Here is a 24296-nt window from a genome sequence, read left to right as displayed (position 1 = left end):
AGTTATTCTAAAACAAGAGGAACACAATAAAGTCCTGCTTCGGTATGGGCTGTCAGTTGTTGGAAATCTTTTCTATCGACGGTCTCCGTTATTTTATCAGGACGTAAACGTTGCGTGATGCCGAAAGGATGAGCAACCGGTTGTATCGACATCGTATCGACGTCGTCCATTTGACGAGCGAGCTTCAGAATGTTTTGCAAACTGGTTAAATAATGCGTGACTTCTTCAGCGTTGATTTGTATTTTGGCGAGATCAGCCATTTTATTAACATCTTCCCGTGTAATGGTCATTACGAATAAACTCCTCCGAACGTACTTTAAAGAGGTCGATATTATACCGATTACGACGAGATTTGCTAATCTCTGAACGCAGGAGGAAGATGGGAACGCTGACTTGGTTTTGTTTTTTGATTGGGTTGGGTTCTTGCATAAAATCTTCTAGATTTGCTAAAGTGCTTAAGCACGCACTATATTGTGTAGGTAAACGCTCATCCCTAGGTGGTCAACTTTATGCTAAGCAAATTCCGTGGTTTATTTTCTAAAGACATTTCCATCGATTTAGGCACGGCAAATTCATTAATTTATGTGCGTGGTGAAGGGATTGTTCTGAATGAACCCTCCGTTGTTGCCATTCGTTCAGAAGAAGGAAACCAACGTCGTGTATTGGCCGTTGGCTGGGAAGCGAAACGGATGTTAGGTCGTACGCCAGGTAATATTACGGCAATACGTCCTTTAAAAGACGGTGTTATTGCTGATTTTTATGTAACGGAAAAAATGTTGCAACATTTCATTAGTAAAGTACATCAAAATCGCTTTTTGCGTCCAGCACCCCGAATTTTAGTGTGCGTGCCCTGTGGTTCAACGCAAGTTGAGCGGAGAGCCATTCGTGAATCCGCTTTAGGTGCAGGCGCAAGAGAAGTTTATTTGATTGAAGAGCCCATGGCGGCAGCGATTGGTGCAGGAATGCCAGTGGATGAAGCACGCGGGTCTTTAGTCGTTGACATTGGTGGTGGAACCACTGAAGTTGCTGTTATTTCTTTAGGAGGGGTTGTTTATTCTCAATCGGTCCGTATAGGAGGGGATCGTTTTGATGATTCCATTGTTAATTATGTGCGACGAAGTTATGGAAGCTTAATTGGTGAGCCGACGGCAGAACGGATTAAGCACGAAATTGGTACTGCTTTTTCGTTGGCTGAAGTCCGTGAAATTGAAGTGCGTGGACGTAATATTTCAGAAGGTGTTCCAAGAGCTTTTGTTTTGAATAGCAATGAAATCTTAGAAGCGTTGCAAGAACCATTAGCCAATATTATTGGTGCTATTCGCACCGGGCTAGAACAAACACCTCCAGAATTAGCCGCTGATATTTCAGAAAGGGGAATGGTGTTGACAGGAGGAGGCGCTTTATTAAGAAACTTAGATCGTTTAATCACCGAGGAAACGGGTATGCCTGTCGTCGTCGCAGAGGATCCATTAACGTGTGTCGCCAGAGGAGGTGGTCGTGCCATTGAAATTATTGATGAAATGCGTGGAGATTTTCTAGTCAAAGATTAATAGGGAAATACGATTAAACTATTATTTAACCGCGGAAAAAAATCTTTAGGATTAAGACTTGTTTTTTTTGTTTTTTTGTCGTTATTACTTATCTTATTGGATTATCACCATTATTTATTTTCACTTCGACGCCTATTAAATAACGTTGTGGCGCCCTTGCAGTATACCGTTGATGCACCTATTCATTTCTTTCATACGATAAGTCGATATTTTGTAATGCAGCGAAAATTGCAAACTGAAAACATCGCTTTGCGAGGAGAACAGGTCGTTTTGCTTGCTAAACTGCAACGCTATGCGGCTTTAGAAAGTGAAAATAGACAATTAAATCAACTATTAGCCGCAACTGAACACCTCAAAAAACAGCATTTTCGTTTAGCACGATTGTTACGGGTTAACGCCGATCCTTTACTGAACGAAGTGATTGTTGATAAAGGACAATCTGAAGGGATAAAAGTAGGCCAACCTGTTTTGGATGCAAATGGTGTTATGGGTCAAGTGATTAGTGTTAATTTTTTTAACAGTCGTGTATTATTACTCACTGATTTTCGTAGCGCAATTCCCGTGCAAGATGTGCGAAGCGATGCGAGAGGAATTTTAGTGGGAAGAGGGCGTATAGCCAAACTTTTATTAAAAGATATTCCAGATACCGTGGATATTAAAGTGAATGATCTGTTGGTGACTTCCGGTTTAGGTGGTCGCTATCCTGCAGGTTATCCTGTGGGTATTGTCAGTACCATTAATACCAACGTTGCAACACCCTTTGCGAGTATACAGGTTGATCCCAGTGCTCAATTAAATAGAAATCGGCCAGTCGTGATTATTTCTCCGGTCAGTGATTCAACGGTGTTCACGCATTCAAAAGCAAAAGCGTCAAGCAAGACCATTAAAAAGTAGGGTAGCCCATGAGACCGCTTTATTTTTCTACGTTATGCTTCATGGTGATTAGTTTTTCAGGAGCAATTTTACTGAATATCCTTCCTTTACCCCCGATGTTCGCGTTATTTTTTCCGTTATGGTTACCCTTAGTGTTAATTTATTGGATCATGGTATTGCCTGGACATATTCATTTTACATTAGCCTGGTTACTTGGATTATTCATCGATGTGTTATATGGAAGTTATTTGGGTGAACATAGTTTGGCACTCTGTGTTGTTGCTTATTTGGCCTACCGTTTTCATTTGCAATTTCGAATGTTTCCTGTACCACAGCAAATGTTATTTGTCTTCGTTATGTTAATAATCTATCAAACAATACTCATTGTGACACAAGCGTGGTTAGGTTTTGTAATCGATTTTCGTTGGGTTTGGATTTCTTTGTTAATGAGTGCGCTCATTTGGCCGTTGATAACTTATCTGTTAAGAATCAATCCTTTAGAAATGCGCCATTAATTTTTAATTGATTTAAATTATTTTTTGTTTCTATCAGGAAAAATATTTAGTAGAATGTAAACCGGAATAAAATTAAAAACGGAGAGAATAATGAAAGAGAAAAGGATATCGGTAGATAAACGAAATTTTGATAAGCGTCAACGGTTTATCGTTTTACATTACACTGCTTTCGACGAAAAAGATTCATTAGAAACGTTGACGCGTGGTGGTTTGAGTGCGCATTTTTTAGTTCCCAAACAACCTTTTAAAGTCGATGAAGAATCCTATGATTATTATAAATTGGTCGATATCAATGATCGCGCTTGGCATGCAGGGTGTAGTCATTTTAAAGGAAGAGAGAGTTTAAATGATAATTCGATAGGTATCGAAATCGTTAACTATGGTTTTGGTTTAGTACAAGATTCTGGAGAGATAGTATTTACTTATCAGATTGAAGCACAATTGAAAACTTTTATTGTTGAAACTTTAAAAGCACAGCATGAGCCAGTTTACCAGCAATTAGTGAATGAAAAATTACTCGATGCTTTTTTATCTGATATGCAACGTGGCATGATACCTCCCTCCGATCGTGAGCGCTATAAGGAAAAAATCTCAGAAGCAATAATTGAAGAATATAAAAAACGGGCTGAACAGTGGCGACAATCAAATGATCGATTTCTTTCTATTACACCAAAGGATCTTTATCAATTAGAACAAGAAAAAAAACTCGTTTGGGATGACTATACTGATCACCAATATGATACGTTGGTAAAGCTTATTGAAGAAAACATTAAGCCTGCAATGGCCATAATTGATGAAGAAAGCGAACATTCATATTATCAAATTCCACCCCAATTTATACTGGGTCACAGTGATGTTGCACCCGGCAGAAAGATCGATCCCGGTCCACGTTTGTGGAAAAAATTAGCGGAACGAAATATCGGTGCTTGGCCTGATGAGGCCGAAGTATGTGCTATTGAACAAGCAATAACCCTTGAACATGGAATTGATTATAAATGGATACAAGATGCCCTAGGACACTATGGATATGATATTAATTCTACGGGTCAATTCGATGAACAAACACAAAATGTCATCCGATCCTTTCAAATGCATTTTGAACCTGAAAATTATTCAGGCACGCCCAGTGTGCGAACGATTAGTCTTTTAGAAGCCTTACTAAAAAAATATTATCCCGAAAGTATGTTAACCGATTATCCTCGTTCTTTTAATTTACCGACTGAAAAAAAAAGTAGCGTCTTTTTTAAAGAAACGAGAAATCCAGAAAATAATAATGAAACAAATTCATTCGCATGTTGTGTAATGAGTTAACGCAGGCTTGTTTAACCCTCAAAAAGTTATCGTTTTTTTTAATGTTTATCTTATCGTTTAAATAAGATAAACATTTTTTTAGTGAACGCTTTAAAAATTTAATCAATCACTTTTTTATGCGAAGGTAAGGATAACCTATCATTAAATTGCATAAGTTGTGAAAAAGCACTTGAAAACTTGTGGATAATGCAATACTTTGCTAAAGTAATTATACGTGATTGAATAAAACAATGTAAGTAAAAAAGATGCATACTAAATATAGTTGTTTGAAAAAAAATATCCACTATATCTAGTAACATTCATTTATTTATTTATGCATCAAAATTTAAAAAAACGAATACTTTAAAAATCGTATCACGAAAAAACTTCCGACAAAGCAGTTATTAGAAAATAGAGAACGTATCAATTAGTATCTTGATTGCTTTAACTCAACAAAATCAATCTCATCGAATTAAAAAAATTTTCCAGCAATCTAAAAAAGGGTTCCAAGGGGGGAATGTATGCTTCGTAAAGCGAGTAATAAGCGTAGTTTATTCAGTTATTCGGGTAATGCAGCATTCAAAAAACGAATTGCACCGAAAATAGCCGCTCATATTGAAAAACCCATTAATGTTTCTTTAAGTGGTGAGGATGTCTCTTTAAATAAATGGTTGATGGACAATTTAAGCACTATTTTGCCTATACACGTTAGGTTAACAGGAAATCGATCCTCGAAAATAGCAGCCAAATGTTATCCAAAAAAGGGGGAATGATGAGTAAAGTAAAGATAAGGCTATCTGACGGATCCGAATTTGAACATGATTTTGGATGTAATAATCATTATGCCGAAATGTTTCAGATTATTCGCGAAATTATTGGTATTGATTCTCGCGTAAAATGGTTTAAGGACATCAAAGATGAATTTTATAATATACAATGCTTTGGCGATGTAAAAGTCGATATTTCTAAAGATAAGGCTTAAATCCGTTTAAACATAAAATTTTTTTATAAAAGAAATGTTTTATTACCTGGAAATTAACGCCTATCATGAAAAAATATTTGACTTTTCCTTAAAGATGAGCGTATTAAATTTTTATCACAAATAAATACAATAGGATTAAAATAAGGACATGCCTTTTTTACCGAAAAGGATTTTAATTATTTGCACCCGCCGTTTAGGCGATGTGCTTCTTGCTACGCCTTTAATTCGAACCTTTAAAGTGCATTGGCCCAAAGCCAAGATTGATCTTTTAATTTTTAAAGGCACAGAGTCTGTACTCAATGCGAATCCAGATATCAACACCATTATAAGCATTGAAGAACAACCAAATTTTTCTCAACATTATCAGCTCGTTAAAAAAATTTTTCGGCGCTATAATCTTTCGGTTTCTACGTTACCTGGGGATAAAACGAGCTTATACGCTTTTTTCGCCTCAACCTATCGAATCGGTGTGTTAGGAACGGATAAAAGTCGTTGGTGGAAACGCCTTTTACTTTCTAAAGCGATCCCTTTTGATAATATTTCGACCCATACGGTATTGATGAACCTGCGTTTAGCAGAAGCGCTACAACTCACACCGCATCCAGAAATTGTTATTACGTGGCAAGAAAAAGATAAATATAACGTCAATCAATGGGTTGATCTCAATAAAAAGATAGCGATTTTACATTTATGCCCTAAATTTTCTTATAAAGAATGGACGAAAGAAGGTTGGATAGGTCTTGCGCGTTGGTTATTACAAGCGAACTACCGTGTGGTTTTGACCGGTGATAAAACGAAAACAGAAAAAAAAATGGCAGCCGATCTCATGCGTTGTTTACCCGAAGGGGTTATTAATACAGTGGGTCATTTCAGTTTGAATCAACTGGGTTTTTTATTAAGTCAGGCAACGCTTTATGTGGGACCCGACACAGTGGTAACCCATATGGCCGCAGCATTAGGTACACCAACCCTGGCTTTATTTGGCCCAAGTAACCCTATAAAATGGGGTCCTTGGCCAAAAGCCTGGACATTACGTAATCCTTTTGTTCGAACGGGATCACAATTCCGAAATAACGTGTATTTGATGCAAGGTTCAGGTGTTTGTGTGCCTTGTTTTCAAGAGGGTTGTGATCGACATAGCCAAAGCCACAGTCGTTGTTTAAAAAATATAACCTTTCAACAAGTTATTGATAACATTCAACTGTTGATGGATCGTGCGTCAATTTAAGCAGCGCTCATTTTTTTTGCGCTTTGAGAGATAAAAAAGCAGTTTGCGAAATCAGTAGAAATCCTTATTTCAGTAACGATTCATTGACTCTAAAAATATGATATATTCCGTTATTTCTTAGATTTGTTGAAATGATCCTTGCATTAAGTGTGATTATTATAACGAAGGATGCTGAAAAAACGATTCAATCGTGTTTGGACTCTGTAAAATGGGCTGATGAAATTATTATTTTTGATTCAGGCAGCCAAGATAGTACGTTAGAGTATTGCCGATCGTATACGCAGAAAATTTTTTTAACCGATTGGCCAGGATTCGGTGTGCAAAAAAATCGCGCTTTAAATAAAGCAAAGGGTCAATGGGTTTTATCGATTGATGCTGACGAAAGCTTAAGTGACGATTTGATCGAAGAAATAAAACAGATTATTTATCATAATCCCCAAGAAAGACATGATGCGTTTGAAATAAAAAGAATCTCGTTTTTTGCAGGGAAAAAAGTGCGTTATGGTGATTGGCGTAACGATAAAGTGGTCCGGTTATTTCGTCGCTTGCCGCCTATTCAGTTTACATCGTCGATGATACATGAACGATTAAAAGGTTATCGACATTTAGGGCGTTTAAAGAACCCTATGCTTCACAAAACCATGGAAACAATGAGCCACGTATTAATGAAGTTAGAGTATTATTCGAGTTTTGGTGCGCAGGTCGCTTATCAAAAACGAAAAAAATCTACCTTATTTAAAGCAATTCTACACGCGCTTTGGTGTTTTATTCGAGGTTATTTGCTAAGACTGGGTTTTTTAGATGGACGAGAAGGTTTTATATTAGCCATATCGAATGCTTCCGGTGTTTTTTATCGCTATATAAAATTGATTTATCTTTATAAGACACATCATGTCCGTTAATTCATTCAGCGTGTATCCATCTCGCGATTTTTTTCAACGACTCAGTCAATTATTTGCGGTGTTGACCGTATTGACATTACCGCTCTCGACGGCCGCATTAATGATTTTTTTTTCTTCGTCAGTCCTTTGTAGTGTGTTGGCTGGACATGTCTATGAAAAATATCTTATTTTACGCGATAACCCGATGGGGTTAATGTTTATTTTATTTTTTAGTTTATTTTTGCTAGGGCTTACGTATACAACAGTGCCAAGGGCAATGGCTTTTCATACGTTAATAAAATACAGCAAATTTTTGTTAGGTTTTTTTTTATTGAGTGTTTTTCGAGATAAAAAAACGGCGCGATATGCTTTTTTTGCCTTTTTATTCTCAGCAACGTTAACGTTATTCATTTCGGTCATTAAATTTTTTGGATCATGGGACTTTTTACATCGTTTTCCTGCTGATTCTGGCGTTTTTAAAGATCATATTTTTACAGGATTTTTATTGGCAATGACCGGTTATTGCTATGCTGTATTGGCTTTTTCAATAAAAAATGCAGGGCGCTGGTTGTTTGGTTTACTCTCACTGGTCGCCGTTTACGATGTATTGTTCATTAATCTCAGTCGATCCGGTTATCTTGTTTTATTTAGTTTGATCCTATTACTGGCGTGGCAGCAATTTTCTTGGAAAGGGTTGTCTATGAGTGTCTTCATTTCAACTTTTTTAATCGCTGGTTTATTATTTTTACCTGCCAATTTTAAAAACCGTTTTGCGTTAGCGCAGAGCCAAATGACACAATATCGTCACGGAAGCTGCGATACATCAATCGGTTTACGTTTAGAATTTTATCAAAATAGTTTAAAACTTATCAAAAAACATCCTTGGATTGGAACCGGTACAGGAAGCTTTGCAAAAGATTATTTATCGATTACTTCAGAAAAACACGTTGCAACACAAAATCCTCATAATGAATATTTTAATATTATTGTCCAGTTTGGCTTACTTGGATTTATTGTATTATTAGCCTTGTTTGTTGTTCATGGTATAACAAGTTTTCGTTTAACAGGGAACCGCCAATATTTTGCACAAGCCGTTCTCCTCTCGATTGCAGTCGGATCCTTATTTAATTCCTGGCTCATGGACGTCACACAAGGCTGTTTTTACGTTATTTTTACCGCACTCTGTTTTGCTTCTTTACCGCTTGCGTCCACTAAAAATTCAGATTAAATGAATCTATCGAAACCCACTTTGGCACGAATTTGTTTATTTTGGATAATTTGTTTGAGTAAACTCAAATTTTCCCCCTGTTGTGCGCGACCGTTGAGCGGATGCCATAAATGAATGACAGGAATGGCAAATTTTCCTGATTTGCGATAAACGCCGGCACGAATTAAGCGGATGACTAAATCAGAATCTTCATAGCCCCACCCTACGAAACGTTCATCGAAACCATTAACGGTCAAAAAGTCTTTTTTCCATAAGCCTAAATTACAACTTTTTGCACCTTGCCATCGTTTCGCGTGTAATTTTCGTAGTTTATTAAAAGGCACACGTAATAAAGGAAATAATCGATTCGATTGGCGATGAAAATAACGTAATATCCATTGTTGCGCACTGTCTTTATAGACAGGGTACGAGGTTTTTAGAATGGTTTCTGTTCCTTTTTTTTCAAGAAGTAAACGATGGCCTGAAACAAACCATTGTGGCTCTGCCAACAAGTGATGTTTTTCAATAAAATCGGGAAAAGGGATACAGTCGCCATCAAGAAAAATAAGATAATCAGCGTTTGTGTAAAAACTGGCTTTATTGCGGATTTTAGCGGCTTGAAATCCTTCATCTTTTTGCCAAATCTGTTTGAGCGGATAATTAACGTGATTTTTTAATTGATTAATTAATAGTCGTGTGGCGAATGTTGATCCATCATCAGCGACAATGACTTCAGAAGGTAACTGGGTTTGATGGGTTAACGCTAATAATACAAGGCGCAAAGCTTCAGGACGATTAAAGGTCGTTATAATAACGGAAATAGAGAACGATTTGGGTCGCATATTCGATTTTTAGAAGTAGATTATCATTTCATTAAAAGAAATAAAAATTTTAAAGTATAATGAATCCGGCGTTAATCACAAGCATGCATAACGTGCCACACAGGGAAAAATTCTTGATTGCGTTGATTTGTACTCATTTAATTTAGCTTTTTAGAGCCTCGGCATCACCGTTCATTTTTTGGTTTTCATTGAATGAAAAATTTGTTGTATTCTTTATTGCGTTTACTCCTCGTATTTTTAACGAGTAGTATCGTTTTTTTTGCATTAATTGTGGTTACCGGGAAACTTTTAACCCCTTATTTCGACAAGAAAGCGCCTGTCATTTCCCATTTAATAAGTAATATATTGAAAAAACCGGTCGAAATTAAACAGTTTTCTATCGCTTGGCAAGGTTTAACACCGATTTTTCACGCCTCTGAAATCGCTATTTGGGATAATACACAACATCATCGTTTATTAAGTATTCATACACTGAATATAGGTATTAATATCTTTCGTAGTTTATTACACGGCAGTTTTCGATTGGGTCCTGTTGATATCAATGGTGTTGAATTAGTGGTGCATCAACTGAACGATAATTCACTCGTGTTTACTGGAATTAGTACATTATTGAATCAATCTTCCATATCAAAAACAAAAGGGATGAATGAACTAGCGGCTTTGATTTTAACAGAACCGCAGTTCAGTTTAGAAAATATCGGGTTGACGTTTTATCCAAAAACAGGTCCAGTATGGCCCCTCATGCGCGTCGCGCTGCGGTTGAAAAATAACCGTAATAGGCATCAAGTCAGCGGTCAATTACATTTTTTACAAGAAAAAATGTCTACTCTGAATTTTAAAGCCGATCTGGAAGGGAGACCTTCTGCGTTTTCGTTGAATAATCTGAAAGGGCTTATTTATTTGCAAGGTCACCATATTTTATTGGATCAATGGATGAATGCGTGGAAACCAACCGTGCAGATATCCTCTATAAACACGAATTTCGAAATATGGGCAAGATGGCAATCGGATCATTGGGATCAATTTCAAGGGTTCATTGATAATTTGCAGTCAGCCCAAGTAAAAATGGAGAAACAACCGCTGCTTTCTTTTTCGCCTTTTATTATCAATCTGCTCGGACAATCCACGCCTCAAACGTGGCATATCGATGCGGTGGTCCATCAGTTTGGGATGAAACGTTGGCGAGCGATCCCAGGAATTCAAAATTTAGATGCGTATCTTCATATCACTCCGGATCATGGAAAACTGGTTGCGCATTCCAATGGAGGTTATTTTGATTTTGGCCCGTTATTTAAATCTCCACTCCCTGTGAATCGTTTATTCAGTCAATTGCATTGGCAGAAAAAAAATAATGAATGGATTATTCAAGTGCCCCAATTTGAAGCCAATAACGATGAGGTATCTGTTAATGCACAGTGGGCTTTATTAGTTCCTAAAGTCACCGAACAATCCGAAATGAGTTTATTGGCGCATGTGAAATTAAATGATTCGGGCGCGTTGAGTCACTATTTACCGCAAACACAACTTGGACCCGAACTTATACACTGGTTGAGTACGGCGATCAACAAAGGATCCAGTGTGGGCAGTTTAGTATTACAAGGACCTTTAAATCAATTTCCATTTGACAAACATAACGGAACTTTCTTAATCGATACCCACATAAAAGACGCGACTTTAACGTATGATAAGGCGTGGCCTCGGCTAGAAAAACTCAATGGTGACCTCATTTTTTCAGGTCGGAAAATGCATATCTCCGTTCATTCAGCAAATTTGTTGGATACGACGTTAAACAATATACAGGCGGATATTCCTATCATAAAAAAAAAGGTGCAGGCTGTATTAACGCTGGTGAGTCATGAAATAAATACCCGTTTAGAACAAGGTCACGCTTTTTTGATGGCAAGCCCTTTAGCGAAAGGTTTATTAGGTCAATTGAAAAATTTAATACTCATAGGCCCCCTGAATCTTCGTTTGCAAATGGCTATTCCACTTGAAGCAGGAAAACAAAAATTAACCGTATTGGGTTCAGGTCAGATTGAACGCGCGCAACTAAAAATTCCTCAACATGCTATTCAACTTGATCAACTAACAGGTTTTTTTAATTTTAATGAAAACGGTGTAACAAACTCAGCATTAACCGGAATATTGTGGAAAAAGCCCATTGAATTAGCGATTCATTCCATACCAACGCTACAAATAACTGTACATTATGAAGGGATTTTAACGCAGTTAAAGCCAGAACAACAAGGATGGCAATTCAGTGTTGATAATAAAATGGCGAAGGGAACTATTTTAATTCCCAATGATAACGTAAAACCCATTGTAGCCCATTTTGAAAAGATTAATTTAGATTCGTCAGCGGAGTTCAATAAAGTCAATACGTGGAATTTTAAGCAATTGCCTAAAATGAATGTGGATGCTAAAGCCGTCTATTATAATGCCATTCGTTTAGGTGCCGTACAATTGAAATTAAATCCAGTACTCGGGGGAGTGCTCATTAGAGAATTAAATGCAGGGGATGAAAATTATCACCTGATTGCGAGCGGTGCTTGGCATATTCAAGGAAGTCATTCCACCGAATTGAGAGGACAACTTGACAGTGGTCAGTTAAGCAATTTTTTACGAAATTGGGGGTTGCCGACCAGTATGATTGCAGAGCAATCGCATATAAAATTTAATTTACACTGGTTAGGTTCGCCCTATCAAATAAATCTTAGAAAATTAAACGGATATTTTTCGTTTAATGCGACGAATGGTCAGATCGTGGATATTGGTTCTAGTAACGAAGCGAAGTTAAATTTTGGACGGTTACTGACGTTTTTAAGCATACAAAGCTTAACACGACGTTTGCAATTGGATTTTAGTGATTTAAAAACGAAAGGGTTTGATTTCACGAACCTCCAAGGTCATTTCACGTTAAGAAATGGACATGCAGTAACACGCGACACCACGATTGAAGGGCCTGTTGCACTGATAAATATTGCAGGACGCGTCGGTATATTGAATAAGGATTATGATTTAACCATTAAAGTCGTACCCCATTTTACATCCAGTTTACCGGTCATTGTGGGCTTAGCGGGAGGGCCTGTTGCGGGTGTCGTGACGTGGTTAGCCAATGCGGTGCTAGGTTCGACCGTGCAAAAAATTGCCGAAACGTCCTATCATATCACAGGCTCTTGGGATAAACCCGATGTGGTGAAAACTTCTATCCGTTAATCGCATGTCCAATGCTCAATAATAAAGGTTCCTTGTTGTGTTCAATAAAAATAAACATCATTTTTTTATGCGTTAGATTGCACAGCAGGTAGAGGTTTAATTAATCCTTTACTTCATTATTTAAGCAAAACATCACGTGAAGAATTTGAATTTTATTTACCGTTTGTTTTAGAAAAATGTATTAATGTGAATCAAAGTTTTTCTCATGCGGTAGTACTTTTTTCTATTTGGATAAAAAAATCTCCAGCAATGTTATTAGAAAATTTAAAAAATGCAAAAATGAAACCCTATTTTGATAGAACCGAATTTAGCCATGAAGGTGAAGAATGGTTGTTTCCACAATTACTTCACATGTTTGTCAATTTCGTAGAAAAAGAAAATATGACGGCCAATGCGCTTATGGATAGATTGTTTGACATTTTTGATTTTTTCAGTGTGCCGGAAGTATTGGTTCACAATATCATTGGCTATGACCGGTTAAAAGCGTGTATTGAGGAATGCCCTTCAATTTTTAAAGAAATCTTAATCCAAAAAATGATTGAATTTATTGAGTTAAATAAAACAATAGATATCGGCTTGAATAGCTATCACTATTTAACTGATGAAATGCAACCTATTCATCCACAGTACAAAAAATACCAATGATACGGTCAAGAGGGATGGATTTTTAAATGATCATCATGCATTGAGGTGCTATTAAAATTGCATCCTGACTGCAGCTAAGATAGGATGACAAACATGATAAAAAACAATTTGATTTTAGCGCGTGAAGCGCTTTTAGATCCAGCAGGCTTGACAGAAAATCAGTTACAAAAGATTTTAGCGCGATTGTTAGCGCCCCAAATTGATATGGCTGATTTATATTTCCAAGTTAGTCAATTAGAGAGCTGGATATTAGAAGATAGTATTATTAAAAATGGTAATTTTGCTATCGAACGGGGTGTGGGTGTGCGCGCCATTAGTGGTGACAAAACAGGTTTTGCTTATTCGGATGATATTCTATTGCCCGCTTTAGAATCAGCCGCAAAAATGGCTGGAAACATTGCGAGTATGGGCCAACAGGGCCACGTTCGTGCATGGGAAAAAAACACACGTTTGAAACCACTCTATGAACCCCTTAATCCTATTTCGTCGTGGACAGAACAAGAAAAAATAAACTTACTTCGTCAAGTCGATGACCTTGCTCGTTCTTCTGATTCACGCATTAAGCAGGTTAATGCGAGTTTAGTGGGGACGCAAGAAGTCATCTTAGTCCTGAATAATGAAGGATGTATGGCGGCTGATATTCGTCCTTTAGTGCGTTTAAATGTGAGTGTCATTGCTGAAGATAAAGGCGTACGTGAACAAGGTTTTGCAGGGGGCGGTGGCAGGACCGGCTATAGCTATTTTATTAACGATCAGGTGGCACTCCATCTTACTCAAGAAGCCGTACGTTTAGCACTTTTGAATTTAAATGCCGTTAAAGCCCCTGCAGGAACGATGCCGGTGGTATTAGGACCCGGTTGGCCAGGTATTTTATTACATGAAGCAGTAGGCCATGGTTTAGAAGGGGATTTTAATCGAAAAGGAAGTTCTGCATTTTCGAATCGAATCGGGGAACGTATTGCTTCACCCGGTTGTACGGTGGTGGATGACGGGACATTGCCGAATCGGCGCGGTTCAATGACGATAGATGATGAAGGAACCTGCTCGCAGCGGACGGTTTTAATTGAGAAGGGTATTTTGAAAGCGTATATGATGGATAAGTTAAATGCCCGTTTAATGGGGACCCATTCAACGGGAAATGGCCGTCGTGAATCGTTTGCACATTTACCGTTGCCACGGATGACCAATACGTATCTGTTGCCTGGCCCTTATGTTCCAGAAGAAATTATTGCAACGGTTAAAAAGGGTATTTATGCCGTGAATTTTTCCGGCGGGCAAGTGGATATTACATCAGGAAAATTTGTTTTTTCAGCGTGTGAAGCGTATTTAATTGAAAATGGCCGCGTCACACAGCCTGTTAAAGGGGCGACTTTAATTGGCAATGGGCCAGATGTATTAACACACGTTTCGATGATAGGTCGTGATCTTAAATTAGACAGTGGTATTGGTAGTTGTGGTAAAGAAGGTCAGAGTGTCCCCGTAGGTGTTGGACAACCCACCTTGAAAATTGATGCATTAACCGTGGGTGGGACTACGTTTAATTAATAAAAAATATGACAGAACCATCGACAGTGCACTATCACAAAGGGTTTTATAGCTATCGGCGTTTATTGCATTATCTCCATCCTTATTGGGGCTGGTTTTTATTAGGCATCCTGGGCACTATTTTATTAGCGAATACGGATGCTGGGCTCATTTGGTTTTTAAAACCGTTGCTTAATAAAGCCTTTGTGAATAAAGATGAACATTTTATTCATCTTCTTCCTTTTATTTTAATGATTGCTTTTTTAATGCGAAGTAGTGCTAATTTTTCATCCAGTTACTGTTTAGCCCGCGTCGCACGAAGTGTGGTGATGAACATCCGACAGGATATTCTCATTAAATTACTTCGCTTGCCTACTACGTTTTATGATAAAACGACATCAGGCCAACTTCTTTCGACCATTATTTATAATGTGGACCAAGTGGCGAACGCAAGTACCGATGCATTAATCACGTTAGTCCAAGAAAGTTTTTTTGTTTTGGGATTAATTATTGTGATGTTGATGGCCAGTTGGCAATTAAGTGTATTATTTTTTATTACGGTTCCTTGTATGGTTTGGATCGCTCGTTATTCAAGTCGACGTATGCGCAGTTTAAATAGTGCCGTTCAGGAATCGATGAGTGAAATGACACAAGTGGCTGAAGAAGTAATCGACGGCTATAAAGTGATTCGTATGTTTGGTGGTGAAGATTATGAAATTAAAAAATTTAAAAAATTATTAGCACGAAATCGATTTCGTGAGCTTAAAGTAGTGGTGACGAATTCTCTGGCCAGTTCAGGCGTGCAATTAATAGCAGGTGCCATTGCTGTTGTAACGATTTATTTAGCCATTTCACATTTAACGCATATTACGGCAGGGGGCTTTACTTCCCTCGTGAGTGCTATGTTACTTCTACTCAAACCCATGCGTAATTTAGCGGCAGTCAATAACATTATTCAACGTGGAATTGCTGCAGCGGGGAGTATCTTCCTATTATTGGACGAGAAAAATGAACCTGATGAAGGCACCCATACGCTGAATGTATTAAAAGGTCATTTAGAATGTCGAAAGGTCAGTTTTGCTTACCTCTCTGAACAACTCATTTTGCAGGATATTCGTTTCACCATAAAACCAGGTGAAACGATTGCTTTAGTAGGTCGTTCGGGGAGTGGAAAGTCTACGTTAGTCAATTTATTACCTCGATTTTATGATAATTATTTAGGGAATATTTTAATCGACGGTATGGATATCCGTGAAATAAAGCTTAAAGATCTCCGGAATCAATTTGCTTTAGTGTCCCAGCATGTCGTCTTATTTAACGACACGATTGCACACAATATCGCCTATGGACAATTAAGCCATGTGAGTGAAGCTACGATAGTCCGTGCTGCGCAGGCTGCTCATGCCATGGAGTTTATTGAACAATTACCACAAGGCCTGAATACTTTGATTGGTGAGAATGGTGTGCTACTATCCGGTGGTCAACGGCAAAGAATTGCCATTGCACGCGCTTTGCTTAAGAATGCGCCGTTTTTAATCCTAGATGAAGCAACTTCTGCATTAGATACGGAAGCAGAACGCCATATACAAGCGGCTTTGGAGAAGTTGATGCAGAATCGAACCACCTTCGTGATTGCACATCGGCTTTCAACCGTAGAGCGTGCAAAGCAAATTTTAGTTTTAGATGCAGGCCAAATTATAGAGCGGGGAACACATCAAGAATTACTTGAAAAGAATGGTTATTATGCCAAGCTTTATAGTATGCAGTTTAGGGATTGTTAGTCGTTTCGAAAACGAAGTAAATAATTCATGTCACACGTTAAATGGAATTTTTTTATTAATCGGTTAAAAAAACAGTCAATTTTTTTTCCTTAACGTTAGAAATTGGCGCAGGTTGGGCGAACATCTTTTTTATGAAACGTTGTCTATAAAACAGCAGAAAGAATGTCGCTTTGGAATTACGTGAAAATATTCCGTGTGAAGACGGATGGGCATACACATTGGCTCGAAAAATTTCTGGGCAAAGAATATTTGAAAAAAAATATAAACAATCGTATCGATGGTTTATAGAACGTGAACAGGTTAATGTTCCTACAGAATTATCGAAGAAATTATCCCTTATTTCACATTAAAATCGAAAGAATTTTTTCCATTTAAATTTTTACCTTATATTGAGTGTAATCTGTGTATTAGACTTACGTTTAGGCCTAAAGTAGAAAACGGGTGATGAAAATTGAACAGTTAATTTTAAAAACGGATTTAAAATGTTTGCAGAAAAATTTCTTACCGAAACGAAACAGATTATAGATAAACTGAATGTAAAGGATATAGAGGACATCGTTCAATTAATCGTTGAATTAAAACAGCAGAAAGGACGTCTCTTTTTCTTAGGTGTTGGTGGAAGTGCAGCAAACGCTTCACATGCGGTTAATGATTTTAGAAAACTTGCGGGTATCGAAGCCTATTCGCCGACGGATAACATCGCCGAACTAACGGCACGAACGAATGATGAAGGCTGGCGAACGGTATTTTCAAGCTGGTTAACGGTGAGTTGCTTGACTGCAAAAGACATGTTATTTGTTTTATCCGTGGGTGGAGGTGATTTGGAGCGAAATATTAGTCTTAATCTTATTGCTGCAGTCGATTATGCCAGGAAACAAAATTCTAAAATAGTGGGTATTTGGGGAAGAAACGGAGGTTATCCCGCAAAACATGCGGATGCTTACGTATTGATTCCTACCGTCAATGTTGACCATATCACACCTCATGCTGAAGCGTTTCAGGCAGTGATATGGCATTTAATGATTATGCATCCTCAGTTAAAAAGGATGACTCCAAAATGGGAATGGGAAGAATCGGCCAAGGTATAAATTTTTCTCTGTTTCTCGGATTATCTCAATCGCCTTAACGGGATGATGGTATTGGCTGCAACGTTTTTTATTGTTTTATTTCTTGATGAAGGAGTAGATAGGATGAAGCTCAACGCGTTAACCATTAACTTATTTGCCGATGGAGCAGAAATGGCAGACCTATTAGCGTGGTATAAAAATCCGTTGATTAAAGGGTTTACTACCAACCCAACGTTAATGAAAAAATCAGGGATTACGGACTGTCGAAAATTTGCGAAAGAACTTTTACAAGCCATCCCTGATCGACCCATTTCATTTGAAGTTTTTTCGGATGATATCGTCGAAATGGAACGCCAAGCCTTGGCGATTAGTGCTTTAGCAGAGAACGTTTACGTTAAAATTCCGATTACCGATAGTCAGGGTCAATTTACGTTCAAATTGATTGAAAAACTGGCGCAGCAAGGCATTAAACAAAATATAACCGCATTGACCACCGTAGAACATGTTGTTCAAGTTAGTCAGTTACTCGGAACGCATACACCTGCTTACCTTTCCGTATTTGCAGGCCGGATTGCGGACACGGGTATTGATCCGGTCCCTTTAATGGCTAAAGCGCTCCAGATTCTAAAAGAAAAACCCAACCAAGAATTAATTTGGGCCAGTTCTCGAGAAGTGCTGAATATTATTCAAGCTGAAAATATACACTGCCCGATTATTACAGTGACCCCGAGTCTTTTAAAAAAACTAAGTGGGCTCGGTAGAGATTTAAATGAAGTATCGTTGGAAACGGTAAAAATGTTTAGAAATGATGCGATCGAAGCGGAATTTGTATTATAGATAAACGCTAAAAATGATTCATTTTCTCTCTGCTGAAATTAGTTTCAGTATGACTGTGTGTTGTATTTTTTTATTGCGCCCATTGGCGTTACGTCTTGGCTTAGTGGATATGCCGGATATCCGAAAACAACATCAAGGCCATATCCCTTTAATAGGGGGAATCGCGATGCTCATGGGTTTATTAGCTGGGTTATTAACCTTGCCTATTTCCTTGCAAAATTACCGGGGTTATATCGCAGGTTGTGGTTTACTCGTTTTTATTGGTTTATTCGATGATTTTCACGAATTGTCGCCAAAAAGTCGTTTTCTTGCACAAATAATGGCCCTATTACTCATGATTTTTTGGGGGAAAATAGTGATTACACATCTTGGCAATCTCATTTTTTTTAAAGCAATTCATTTAAACCACTTAAGTAGTTTATTGGTAACGCTGATTGCTGGCTTGGGTGTGATTAACGCCATTAATATGGTAGATGGTGTGGATGGTTTAGCAGGAACGTTGGTTTTCATAGAACTCAGTTTACTTTTTTATTGTGCAACAGCGACACACCATTTTTTTTCACAAGAAATGCTTTTACTATTACTGATGGCATGTGTACTCGCTTTTTTAGGATTTAATTTTCCTTTTCCTTGTCGTACACAAGCGCAGGTATTTATGGGGGACGCAGGAAGTATGTTATTAGGATTTAGTTTAGTGTGGTTTTTAATCGAGCTTTCTCAATGTCATTCTCAGCCGATCATGCCCGTAACAATGTTGTGGATTGTATCGGTCCCACTCTTTGATGCGACGGCGGTTATGCTTTATCGTCTTCTAAAGGGCCAACCCCCTATTTTTTCAGATAGACAACACGGTCATCATGTATTAATGGCCTTAAATTTTTCTCCATTACAAATTAATATTCTTTTCGGGTGTTTAAATGTTGTATTCGGTTTAATCGGGTTGTGTGCTTTTTATTATCAATTTAATGAAAGTGTGATGTTTCTCAGTTTTTTGATACTTTTTATTATTTATTTTTTTATTGTTAATTATTATCGCAATTCGTTAATAAAAAAAACAAATTAGTTTATTTTTTGTGCGCTTATGGATTTAAAATTAAAAAATACTTGCATTCTTTTACAATTATGTATAAAAACTAAGTGTCACTCGCTGTTCTATAATTTAATGCTATAAGCAGCGAATTCGTGATAGAAAAATTTTTCTTATCTATTTTTATTATAGGGGATAAATGATCATGATCATGAAAAAATCAGGTTTAGTTATCGCTGCTACTGCAGCCGCCATATTTTTATCAGGTTGTGCAACAGGTGCGCGAAACATTCCAGAAAATACGCCTCTCTGTGAAGCATCTTGTCCTCCACCCTGCGTGACGCCATGTAATACCTGTAAATGCATGAGTCAATGTAAGCAAGTATGTCCTCCAAAATACAAAAAACATCGCCATCGTCGCTGCAGAACTGCTGAAAATGCAACCAATCAAATGAATGGATAATGTCTTAAATGGAATGACTGTTCATTAATGATAAGACTGTGTACAATAAAAGCCGCGTAGTAGTACGCGGCTTTTTTATTAAAAGATTTTTATGGGTTAATCCTGACAATGGATGCTTTTCTCGGTTTTGGTCTGGGTTTACGGTCGCAACATTTTCCCTATATTTTAGAACATCAACCTAAAGTCGATTGGTTTGAAGCAATGACTGAGGATTATTTAGTCGCGGGAGGAAAGCCACTTTATTATCTTCATCGCATCCGCGAACATTATCCGTTAGCGCTGCATGGCGTTTCTTTGTCGATAGGAAGTTATGATCCGTTGAATAAAGACTATTTAAAAAAAGTAAAAGCACTCGCAGATAAACTACAACCCGTTTGGATTTCGGATCACTTGTGTTGGACGGGTATTGATGGTTTTAATATGCATGATTTATTACCGTTACCTTATACTGAAGAAGCATTGAAGCACGTCGTTTCCCGTGTTAAACAGGTCCAAGATTTTTTAGGCCGACGCATTTTGCTAGAAAATGTTTCAAGTTATATTGAATACCGCGATTCGTCTGTCACCGAATGGGAGTTCTTAACGGCAGTCGCTGAACAAGCCGACTGTTTCATCCTGCTTGATATTAATAATATTTATGTCAGTGCTGTTAATCATCACTTTGATCCACTAGTGTATATCAATGCGATTCCTATTCCTCGGGTGCGTCAGTTTCATTTAGCTGGTCATAAAAATTGTGGCGATTATATTATTGATACGCATGATGCGCCTATTATTGAAAAGGTATGGTCCCTTTATACGCAAGCGGTAAAGCGATTTGGCAAAGTGGCTACGATGATAGAACGGGATGATAATATACCCGAGTTTCCGGTATTATTGACTGAATTGCAACAGGCCAAAAAACGAGCACAAACGATCTGGAAAGAACATGTCTGCATTAGCTAATGTGCAACGCGCGATGCAAACCCATTTAATGGATGAAAATGGGAAAATTTTAAATTGGCTGGTAAAGCCAGTAAAGGGGACACTGCGGGAACGTTTAGCGGTCTATAGCAATGCTTATATCTGGCGTTTGGTCGATGCTTTAGCGCAAGAATATGGAGTACTGGCTCAGTTTTTAGGTGATGAAGCGTTTATGGCATTGGCTGAAGCATTTATTGATGCGCATCCATCACGGGTTTATTCAATTTCAAAATTTAGTGAACCCTTCGTATCGTTTTTAATGGATAACACCCCTTATTCTGAAAAACAGTATCTCGGTGAATTAGCACAATTGATTAAGGCATTGAACGCGTGTTTAGAAGCAGCGGATGCACCGTGTTTGTCTGTAAAAACCCTTGCTGAAATTCCTGAACAAAATTGGCCCTCGTTATGTTTTACATTTCATCCGTCTGTTCGTTATTTTCATTTCAATTATAATATTTATGCGGTATGGCAAGCCTTCGTTCAGGAAAAGCCGAGACCTGAGTTACAGAAGATATCGACGTATTGTGTGGTTTGGCGTAAAGCGTTGCAATCTTATGTCACGTCGATAACCGAGGCGGAAGCATTGGCCTTCATGCAATTAAGCCGAGGTTCGTGTTTTGCGGATGTGTGTGAAGCGGTTTATGATAAAGGTCTTATGCAGGAATCCCAAACGGCACACTTTGTAGCCAATTTGTTATCAAAATGGTTAAATAATCATTTACTTTCGGGGGTTTATTTTTCTTAAAATGGCGACACGATATCTATTTATTACTGGCGGCGTAGTTTCTTCTTTAGGAAAAGGGATTGCTGCCGCTTCCTTAGGCGCCATTTTAGAATCCAGAGGACTTAAAATTAGCTTATTAAAATTGGATCCTTACCTCAATTTAGACCCAGGGACGATGAGTCCTTATCAACATGGGGAAGTGTTTGTCACCGAAGATGGTGCTGAAACCGATTTAGACTTGGGTCATTATGAACGTTTTGTCCGTACTAAAATGACGAAAGATAATAATTTCACCGCAGGCCAAATTTATGCTCGAGTCCTTCGCAAAGAACGTCGTGGAGATTATTTAGGCGGTACGGTGCAGGTTATTCCTCATGTGACCGATGAAATAAAGCAAGCGATATTAAAAGGTGCGCAAGGCGCTGATATTGCTTTAGTGGAAATTGGGGGAACCGTAGGCGATATTGAATCTTTACCGTTCTTAGAAGCCATTCGTCAGTTACGGATTGAACTTGGAAATCGCTATACATTATTTATTCATTTAACGCTCGTGCCTTATATTAGTACGGCAGGCGAAATCAAAACGAAGCCGACGCAACATTCCACGAAAGAATTGCGCTCTATCGGTATACAAGCCGATATGTTGATTTGCCGCGCTAAAGAAGAGATTCCCGAACACGCCCGCGAAAAAATTGCTTTATTTACGAATGTAGAATTGTCAGGTGTTATTTCCTTGCCGGATGTGAATACGATTTATCGAATTCCTTTATTGCTACATCAGCAATGTGTGGATGAAAACGTATTGCAACGTTTTGGTTTGAAGAATTACCCGCCTGCTGATTTAAAAGCATGGGCGGAAGTGGTTGCAGCCAAAGAAAATCCAACGGCTGAAGTAAAAATTGGTATGGTCGGAAAATATATGGGACTTGCGGACTCCTATAAATCCTTAAGTGAAGCATTAGTCCATGCGGGTATAAAAACGCATACCCATGTGAACGTCATTTATATCGATGCAGAGGCGCTCGAACAACAAGGTGTAAAATTACTGGAGCCATTAGATGCTATTTTAGTACCCGGCGGATTTGGGAAAAGGGGAATAGCGGGTAAAATTCTCGCTGCACAGTATGCCCGTGAAAATAATATCCCTTACCTGGGTATTTGTTTAGGGATGCAAACTGCCTTCATTGAATTCGCGCGCCATGTTGCGGGTTTAACCCATGCGCATAGTACAGAATTTGATCCAGAGACGCCTTATCCCGTGGTTGCGTTAGTAACCGAATGGACGACGGTTGATGGTCATGTTGAAAAACGCGATAAAAATTCTGATTTAGGCGGTACGATGCGTTTAGGGGGGCAACGTTGTTACTTAAAACACGAAACAAAAGCAAGCGCTTTATATCACCAAGACAGTATTATTGAGCGCCATCGACATCGCTATGAAGTGAATAATCAACTATTACCTTGTTTAGAAGAGAAAGGACTTATCGTTTCGGGTCGTTCCGAAGATGGAAATTTAGTAGAAATGATTGAATTAGAAAATCACCCGTGGTTTATAGGATGCCAATTTCATCCGGAATTTACATCGAATCCGCGCGATGGCCATCCGTTGTTTGTTGGTTTTGTTGAAGCAGCAAAATTACAGCATAAACAGTTAACAAAAATGCCCAATTCCTATACACACTAGCTCACTCGTTTTTTTTATAAAAAAGATAATGAATTAAAAGATTTATTTTTTAATGCAGGAGGCGACACATCGAATGCCAAAAGGGTAGGAAATCCATTTTCCAAGCGCGAGTTCCATTTGCATAAGAACGGATAAGACTTTACTTTTTCCCGTTTGACGAATTTTCTTTTCGACTAATTGACGTTGTTCAGCATCTGATTTTTTAAATAGGCGTTTATTCCATACTTTAGCTAAGAAAAAAACAGGATAAATAAAAACCCCAAGATGAGAAGAACGGGTTACTATAAATCCATGTTGTGTAATTAATTGGCAAAGTTGAGAAAGTTTATAGCGTCGAAAATGTTTACAAATTTTATCATGTACGTCGTATAAATGTGGGCCGGAAGGTACTTCTAAAATCAAAACACCATTAGGCTTCAAAATTCGATAAATTTGTTTTAGTGTCATGCTATCGTTTTCTATATGTTCGAGTACATTTAATAAAACAATGGCATCTATACAGCTATCAGGTAAGGGACATTGCGAAATATCAAAACGTAACAAAGGAATAGAGAGTTGCATTGATAACTCTAGAAGTGGCTTATAAAGGACATCAGCACCCATAAGAATAGCTTCTGGAAATAATTGATTTATTTTTTTTAGCATATAACCAGAGGAACAACCTATTTCTAAAATAGTGGGTTTTTTTACTGTCGACAAGATTTTTTCTAATTTAGAAAGTGCGTAATTTCGAGAGGCCTGATCAATAACATGATCCTCTCCCGCAGCATTTTCGTGATATGTAGTAAGATCATCATTCCAACCTGCGTTATTGGTGCTATAATGCAGAACCTTAGTTCGCTCGCAACCAACTTGAAAGTCATAACCTGTCCATAGAGGGCAAGGGCCATTTTTTAACAGAGGAGGTAATTGAAAGGGAAGATGCATATTTCCATTTCCTTATCGATAATATTCACATTAATAGTTTACACGAAAAAAATTTTTACTAAACTAA

The 24296-nt window shown here is 38.0% G+C and carries 24 protein-coding genes; 21 read left to right on the top strand and 3 right to left on the bottom strand.

Annotated features, from left to right (window positions below; all coding sequences use genetic code 11):
* Nucleotides 1-2: 2 nt before the first annotated feature.
* Entirely contained in the window at nucleotides 3-290 is a 288-nt protein-coding gene (gatC, locus tag RICGR_RS04495) for an Asp-tRNA(Asn)/Glu-tRNA(Gln) amidotransferase subunit GatC (protein ID WP_006035626.1), read from the bottom strand.
* A gap of 219 nt (nucleotides 291-509) precedes the next feature.
* Here gatC and RICGR_RS04490 point away from each other — a divergent pair, with 219 nt between their 5' ends.
* From RICGR_RS04490 to RICGR_RS04445, 9 genes are all read left to right on the top strand, one after another.
* Nucleotides 510-1550 carry a rod shape-determining protein gene (locus RICGR_RS04490; protein ID WP_006034668.1) on the top strand — a complete coding sequence of 347 codons (1041 nt, stop codon included), beginning with the start codon at nucleotides 510-512 and terminating at the stop codon, nucleotides 1548-1550.
* A 12-nt stretch (nucleotides 1551-1562) separates the two neighbouring features.
* Nucleotides 1563-2444 (top strand): rod shape-determining protein MreC, encoded by an 882-nt coding sequence (gene mreC / locus RICGR_RS04485; protein ID WP_081441694.1) that lies wholly within the window; start codon nucleotides 1563-1565, stop codon nucleotides 2442-2444.
* 8 nt (nucleotides 2445-2452) lie between these two features.
* Nucleotides 2453-2938, top strand: coding sequence for a rod shape-determining protein MreD (gene mreD / locus RICGR_RS04480; protein WP_006035844.1), 486 nt, complete (start codon nucleotides 2453-2455; stop codon nucleotides 2936-2938).
* A 90-nt stretch (nucleotides 2939-3028) separates the two neighbouring features.
* Nucleotides 3029-4249 carry an N-acetylmuramoyl-L-alanine amidase gene (locus RICGR_RS07505; RefSeq protein WP_006034774.1) on the top strand — a complete coding sequence of 407 codons (1221 nt, stop codon included), beginning with the start codon at nucleotides 3029-3031 and terminating at the stop codon, nucleotides 4247-4249.
* Between the two features lie 500 nt (nucleotides 4250-4749).
* Nucleotides 4750-5001 carry a hypothetical protein gene (locus RICGR_RS04465; RefSeq protein WP_006035661.1) on the top strand — a complete coding sequence of 84 codons (252 nt, stop codon included), beginning with the start codon at nucleotides 4750-4752 and terminating at the stop codon, nucleotides 4999-5001.
* Nucleotides 5001-5210 (top strand): hypothetical protein, encoded by a 210-nt coding sequence (locus RICGR_RS04460; RefSeq protein ID WP_006035479.1) that lies wholly within the window; start codon nucleotides 5001-5003, stop codon nucleotides 5208-5210. Before RICGR_RS04465 ends, RICGR_RS04460 begins: the two co-directional genes overlap by 1 nt.
* 148 nt (nucleotides 5211-5358) lie before the next feature.
* Nucleotides 5359-6438, top strand: coding sequence for a glycosyltransferase family 9 protein (locus tag RICGR_RS04455; protein WP_006035982.1), 1080 nt, complete (start codon nucleotides 5359-5361; stop codon nucleotides 6436-6438).
* A 131-nt stretch (nucleotides 6439-6569) separates the two neighbouring features.
* Nucleotides 6570-7340: a glycosyltransferase family 2 protein gene (locus tag RICGR_RS04450; RefSeq protein ID WP_006035011.1), complete on the top strand. Its 771-nt coding sequence runs from the start codon at nucleotides 6570-6572 to the stop codon at nucleotides 7338-7340.
* Nucleotides 7330-8547, top strand: coding sequence for an O-antigen ligase family protein (locus RICGR_RS04445; RefSeq protein ID WP_006035719.1), 1218 nt, complete (start codon nucleotides 7330-7332; stop codon nucleotides 8545-8547). Before RICGR_RS04450 ends, RICGR_RS04445 begins: the two co-directional genes overlap by 11 nt.
* Here the strand turns inward: RICGR_RS04445 and RICGR_RS04440 are convergent.
* Entirely contained in the window at nucleotides 8544-9368 is an 825-nt protein-coding gene (locus tag RICGR_RS04440) for a glycosyltransferase family 2 protein (protein ID WP_006035793.1), read from the bottom strand. The two genes, RICGR_RS04445 and RICGR_RS04440, sit on opposite strands and share 4 nt — an antisense overlap.
* A 192-nt stretch (nucleotides 9369-9560) precedes the next feature.
* Here RICGR_RS04440 and RICGR_RS04435 point away from each other — a divergent pair, with 192 nt between their 5' ends.
* The 12 genes from RICGR_RS04435 (at nucleotide 9561) to RICGR_RS04380 (ending at nucleotide 23302) form a co-directional block, all read left to right on the top strand.
* On the top strand, nucleotides 9561-12584 hold the full coding sequence (locus RICGR_RS04435; protein WP_006035269.1) for a YhdP family phospholipid transporter: 3024 nt from the start codon (nucleotides 9561-9563) through the stop codon (nucleotides 12582-12584).
* Nucleotides 12585-12770: 186 nt separating this feature from the next.
* Nucleotides 12771-13229 (top strand): hypothetical protein, encoded by a 459-nt coding sequence (locus RICGR_RS04430; RefSeq protein ID WP_006035868.1) that lies wholly within the window; start codon nucleotides 12771-12773, stop codon nucleotides 13227-13229.
* Between the two features lie 93 nt (nucleotides 13230-13322).
* The gene (tldD, locus tag RICGR_RS04425; protein WP_006034704.1) at nucleotides 13323-14774 is read left to right on the top strand and encodes a metalloprotease TldD; all 1452 of its coding nucleotides are present in this window, start codon (nucleotides 13323-13325) and stop codon (nucleotides 14772-14774) included.
* A gap of 8 nt (nucleotides 14775-14782) precedes the next feature.
* On the top strand, nucleotides 14783-16534 hold the full coding sequence (gene msbA, locus RICGR_RS04420) for a lipid A export permease/ATP-binding protein MsbA (protein WP_040615170.1): 1752 nt from the start codon (nucleotides 14783-14785) through the stop codon (nucleotides 16532-16534).
* Between the two features lie 170 nt (nucleotides 16535-16704).
* Entirely contained in the window at nucleotides 16705-16884 is a 180-nt protein-coding gene (locus RICGR_RS04415; protein WP_040615169.1) for a hypothetical protein, read from the top strand.
* Between the two features lie 132 nt (nucleotides 16885-17016).
* A complete protein-coding gene (locus tag RICGR_RS04410; protein WP_006035189.1) occupies nucleotides 17017-17622 on the top strand; it encodes an SIS domain-containing protein in 606 nt (201 codons plus the stop codon).
* Between the two features lie 42 nt (nucleotides 17623-17664).
* Nucleotides 17665-18438 carry a transaldolase gene (locus RICGR_RS04405; RefSeq protein WP_240992223.1) on the top strand — a complete coding sequence of 258 codons (774 nt, stop codon included), beginning with the start codon at nucleotides 17665-17667 and terminating at the stop codon, nucleotides 18436-18438.
* Nucleotides 18439-18451: 13 nt separating this feature from the next.
* Nucleotides 18452-19501, top strand: a complete 1050-nt coding sequence (locus RICGR_RS04400; protein WP_006034702.1) for an undecaprenyl-phosphate alpha-N-acetylglucosaminyl 1-phosphate transferase — start codon at nucleotides 18452-18454, stop codon at nucleotides 19499-19501.
* A gap of 169 nt (nucleotides 19502-19670) precedes the next feature.
* Nucleotides 19671-19928, top strand: coding sequence for a hypothetical protein (locus RICGR_RS07950; RefSeq protein WP_240992222.1), 258 nt, complete (start codon nucleotides 19671-19673; stop codon nucleotides 19926-19928).
* Nucleotides 19929-20036: 108 nt separating this feature from the next.
* Nucleotides 20037-20873 carry an MNIO family bufferin maturase gene (bufB, locus tag RICGR_RS04390; RefSeq protein WP_006035311.1) on the top strand — a complete coding sequence of 279 codons (837 nt, stop codon included), beginning with the start codon at nucleotides 20037-20039 and terminating at the stop codon, nucleotides 20871-20873.
* Nucleotides 20857-21639, top strand: coding sequence for an HvfC/BufC N-terminal domain-containing protein (locus RICGR_RS04385; RefSeq protein ID WP_006035459.1), 783 nt, complete (start codon nucleotides 20857-20859; stop codon nucleotides 21637-21639). The genes bufB and RICGR_RS04385 overlap by 17 nt, the downstream gene beginning before the upstream one ends.
* Nucleotide 21640: 1 nt before the next feature.
* On the top strand, nucleotides 21641-23302 hold the full coding sequence (locus tag RICGR_RS04380) for a CTP synthase (RefSeq protein WP_006034780.1): 1662 nt from the start codon (nucleotides 21641-21643) through the stop codon (nucleotides 23300-23302).
* Between the two features lie 42 nt (nucleotides 23303-23344).
* Here RICGR_RS04380 and RICGR_RS04375 read toward each other — a convergent pair whose 3' ends face one another.
* Nucleotides 23345-24229, bottom strand: coding sequence for a class I SAM-dependent methyltransferase (locus tag RICGR_RS04375; RefSeq protein WP_006035880.1), 885 nt, complete (start codon nucleotides 24227-24229; stop codon nucleotides 23345-23347).
* Nucleotides 24230-24296 lie beyond the last annotated feature (67 nt).

It is taken from the genome of Rickettsiella grylli (assembly GCF_000168295.1).
Taxonomy (GTDB): Bacteria; Pseudomonadota; Gammaproteobacteria; order Diplorickettsiales; family Diplorickettsiaceae; genus Aquirickettsiella; species Aquirickettsiella grylli.
Note: the sequence above shows the minus strand (reverse complement) of the source record. Positions and strands in the feature narration are given on the sequence as shown.

Bases quoted from the DNA above. Each gene is read 5' to 3' on its own strand.
- RICGR_RS04440 (WP_006035793.1), bottom strand. From the start codon at position 9,368: ATGCGACCCAAATCGTTCTCTATTTCCGTTATTATAACGACCTTTAAT.
- RICGR_RS04375 (WP_006035880.1), bottom strand. From the start codon at position 24,229: ATGCATCTTCCCTTTCAATTACCTCCTCTGTTAAAAAATGGCCCTTGC.
- gatC (WP_006035626.1), bottom strand. From the start codon at position 290: ATGACCATTACACGGGAAGATGTTAATAAAATGGCTGATCTCGCCAAA.
- RICGR_RS04490 (WP_006034668.1), top strand. From the start codon at position 510: ATGCTAAGCAAATTCCGTGGTTTATTTTCTAAAGACATTTCCATCGAT.
- mreD (WP_006035844.1), top strand. From the start codon at position 2,453: ATGAGACCGCTTTATTTTTCTACGTTATGCTTCATGGTGATTAGTTTT.
- RICGR_RS07505 (WP_006034774.1), top strand. From the start codon at position 3,029: ATGAAAGAGAAAAGGATATCGGTAGATAAACGAAATTTTGATAAGCGT.
- msbA (WP_040615170.1), top strand. From the start codon at position 14,783: ATGACAGAACCATCGACAGTGCACTATCACAAAGGGTTTTATAGCTAT.
- tldD (WP_006034704.1), top strand. From the start codon at position 13,323: ATGATAAAAAACAATTTGATTTTAGCGCGTGAAGCGCTTTTAGATCCA.
- RICGR_RS04465 (WP_006035661.1), top strand. From the start codon at position 4,750: ATGCTTCGTAAAGCGAGTAATAAGCGTAGTTTATTCAGTTATTCGGGT.
- RICGR_RS04400 (WP_006034702.1), top strand. From the start codon at position 18,452: ATGATTCATTTTCTCTCTGCTGAAATTAGTTTCAGTATGACTGTGTGT.
- RICGR_RS04455 (WP_006035982.1), top strand. From the start codon at position 5,359: ATGCCTTTTTTACCGAAAAGGATTTTAATTATTTGCACCCGCCGTTTA.
- RICGR_RS04405 (WP_240992223.1), top strand. From the start codon at position 17,665: ATGATGGTATTGGCTGCAACGTTTTTTATTGTTTTATTTCTTGATGAA.
- RICGR_RS07950 (WP_240992222.1), top strand. From the start codon at position 19,671: ATGATCATGAAAAAATCAGGTTTAGTTATCGCTGCTACTGCAGCCGCC.
- RICGR_RS04380 (WP_006034780.1), top strand. From the start codon at position 21,641: ATGGCGACACGATATCTATTTATTACTGGCGGCGTAGTTTCTTCTTTA.
- RICGR_RS04460 (WP_006035479.1), top strand. From the start codon at position 5,001: ATGAGTAAAGTAAAGATAAGGCTATCTGACGGATCCGAATTTGAACAT.
- RICGR_RS04445 (WP_006035719.1), top strand. From the start codon at position 7,330: ATGTCCGTTAATTCATTCAGCGTGTATCCATCTCGCGATTTTTTTCAA.
- RICGR_RS04450 (WP_006035011.1), top strand. From the start codon at position 6,570: ATGATCCTTGCATTAAGTGTGATTATTATAACGAAGGATGCTGAAAAA.
- RICGR_RS04435 (WP_006035269.1), top strand. From the start codon at position 9,561: ATGAAAAATTTGTTGTATTCTTTATTGCGTTTACTCCTCGTATTTTTA.
- RICGR_RS04385 (WP_006035459.1), top strand. From the start codon at position 20,857: ATGTCTGCATTAGCTAATGTGCAACGCGCGATGCAAACCCATTTAATG.
- bufB (WP_006035311.1), top strand. From the start codon at position 20,037: ATGGATGCTTTTCTCGGTTTTGGTCTGGGTTTACGGTCGCAACATTTT.
- RICGR_RS04410 (WP_006035189.1), top strand. From the start codon at position 17,017: ATGTTTGCAGAAAAATTTCTTACCGAAACGAAACAGATTATAGATAAA.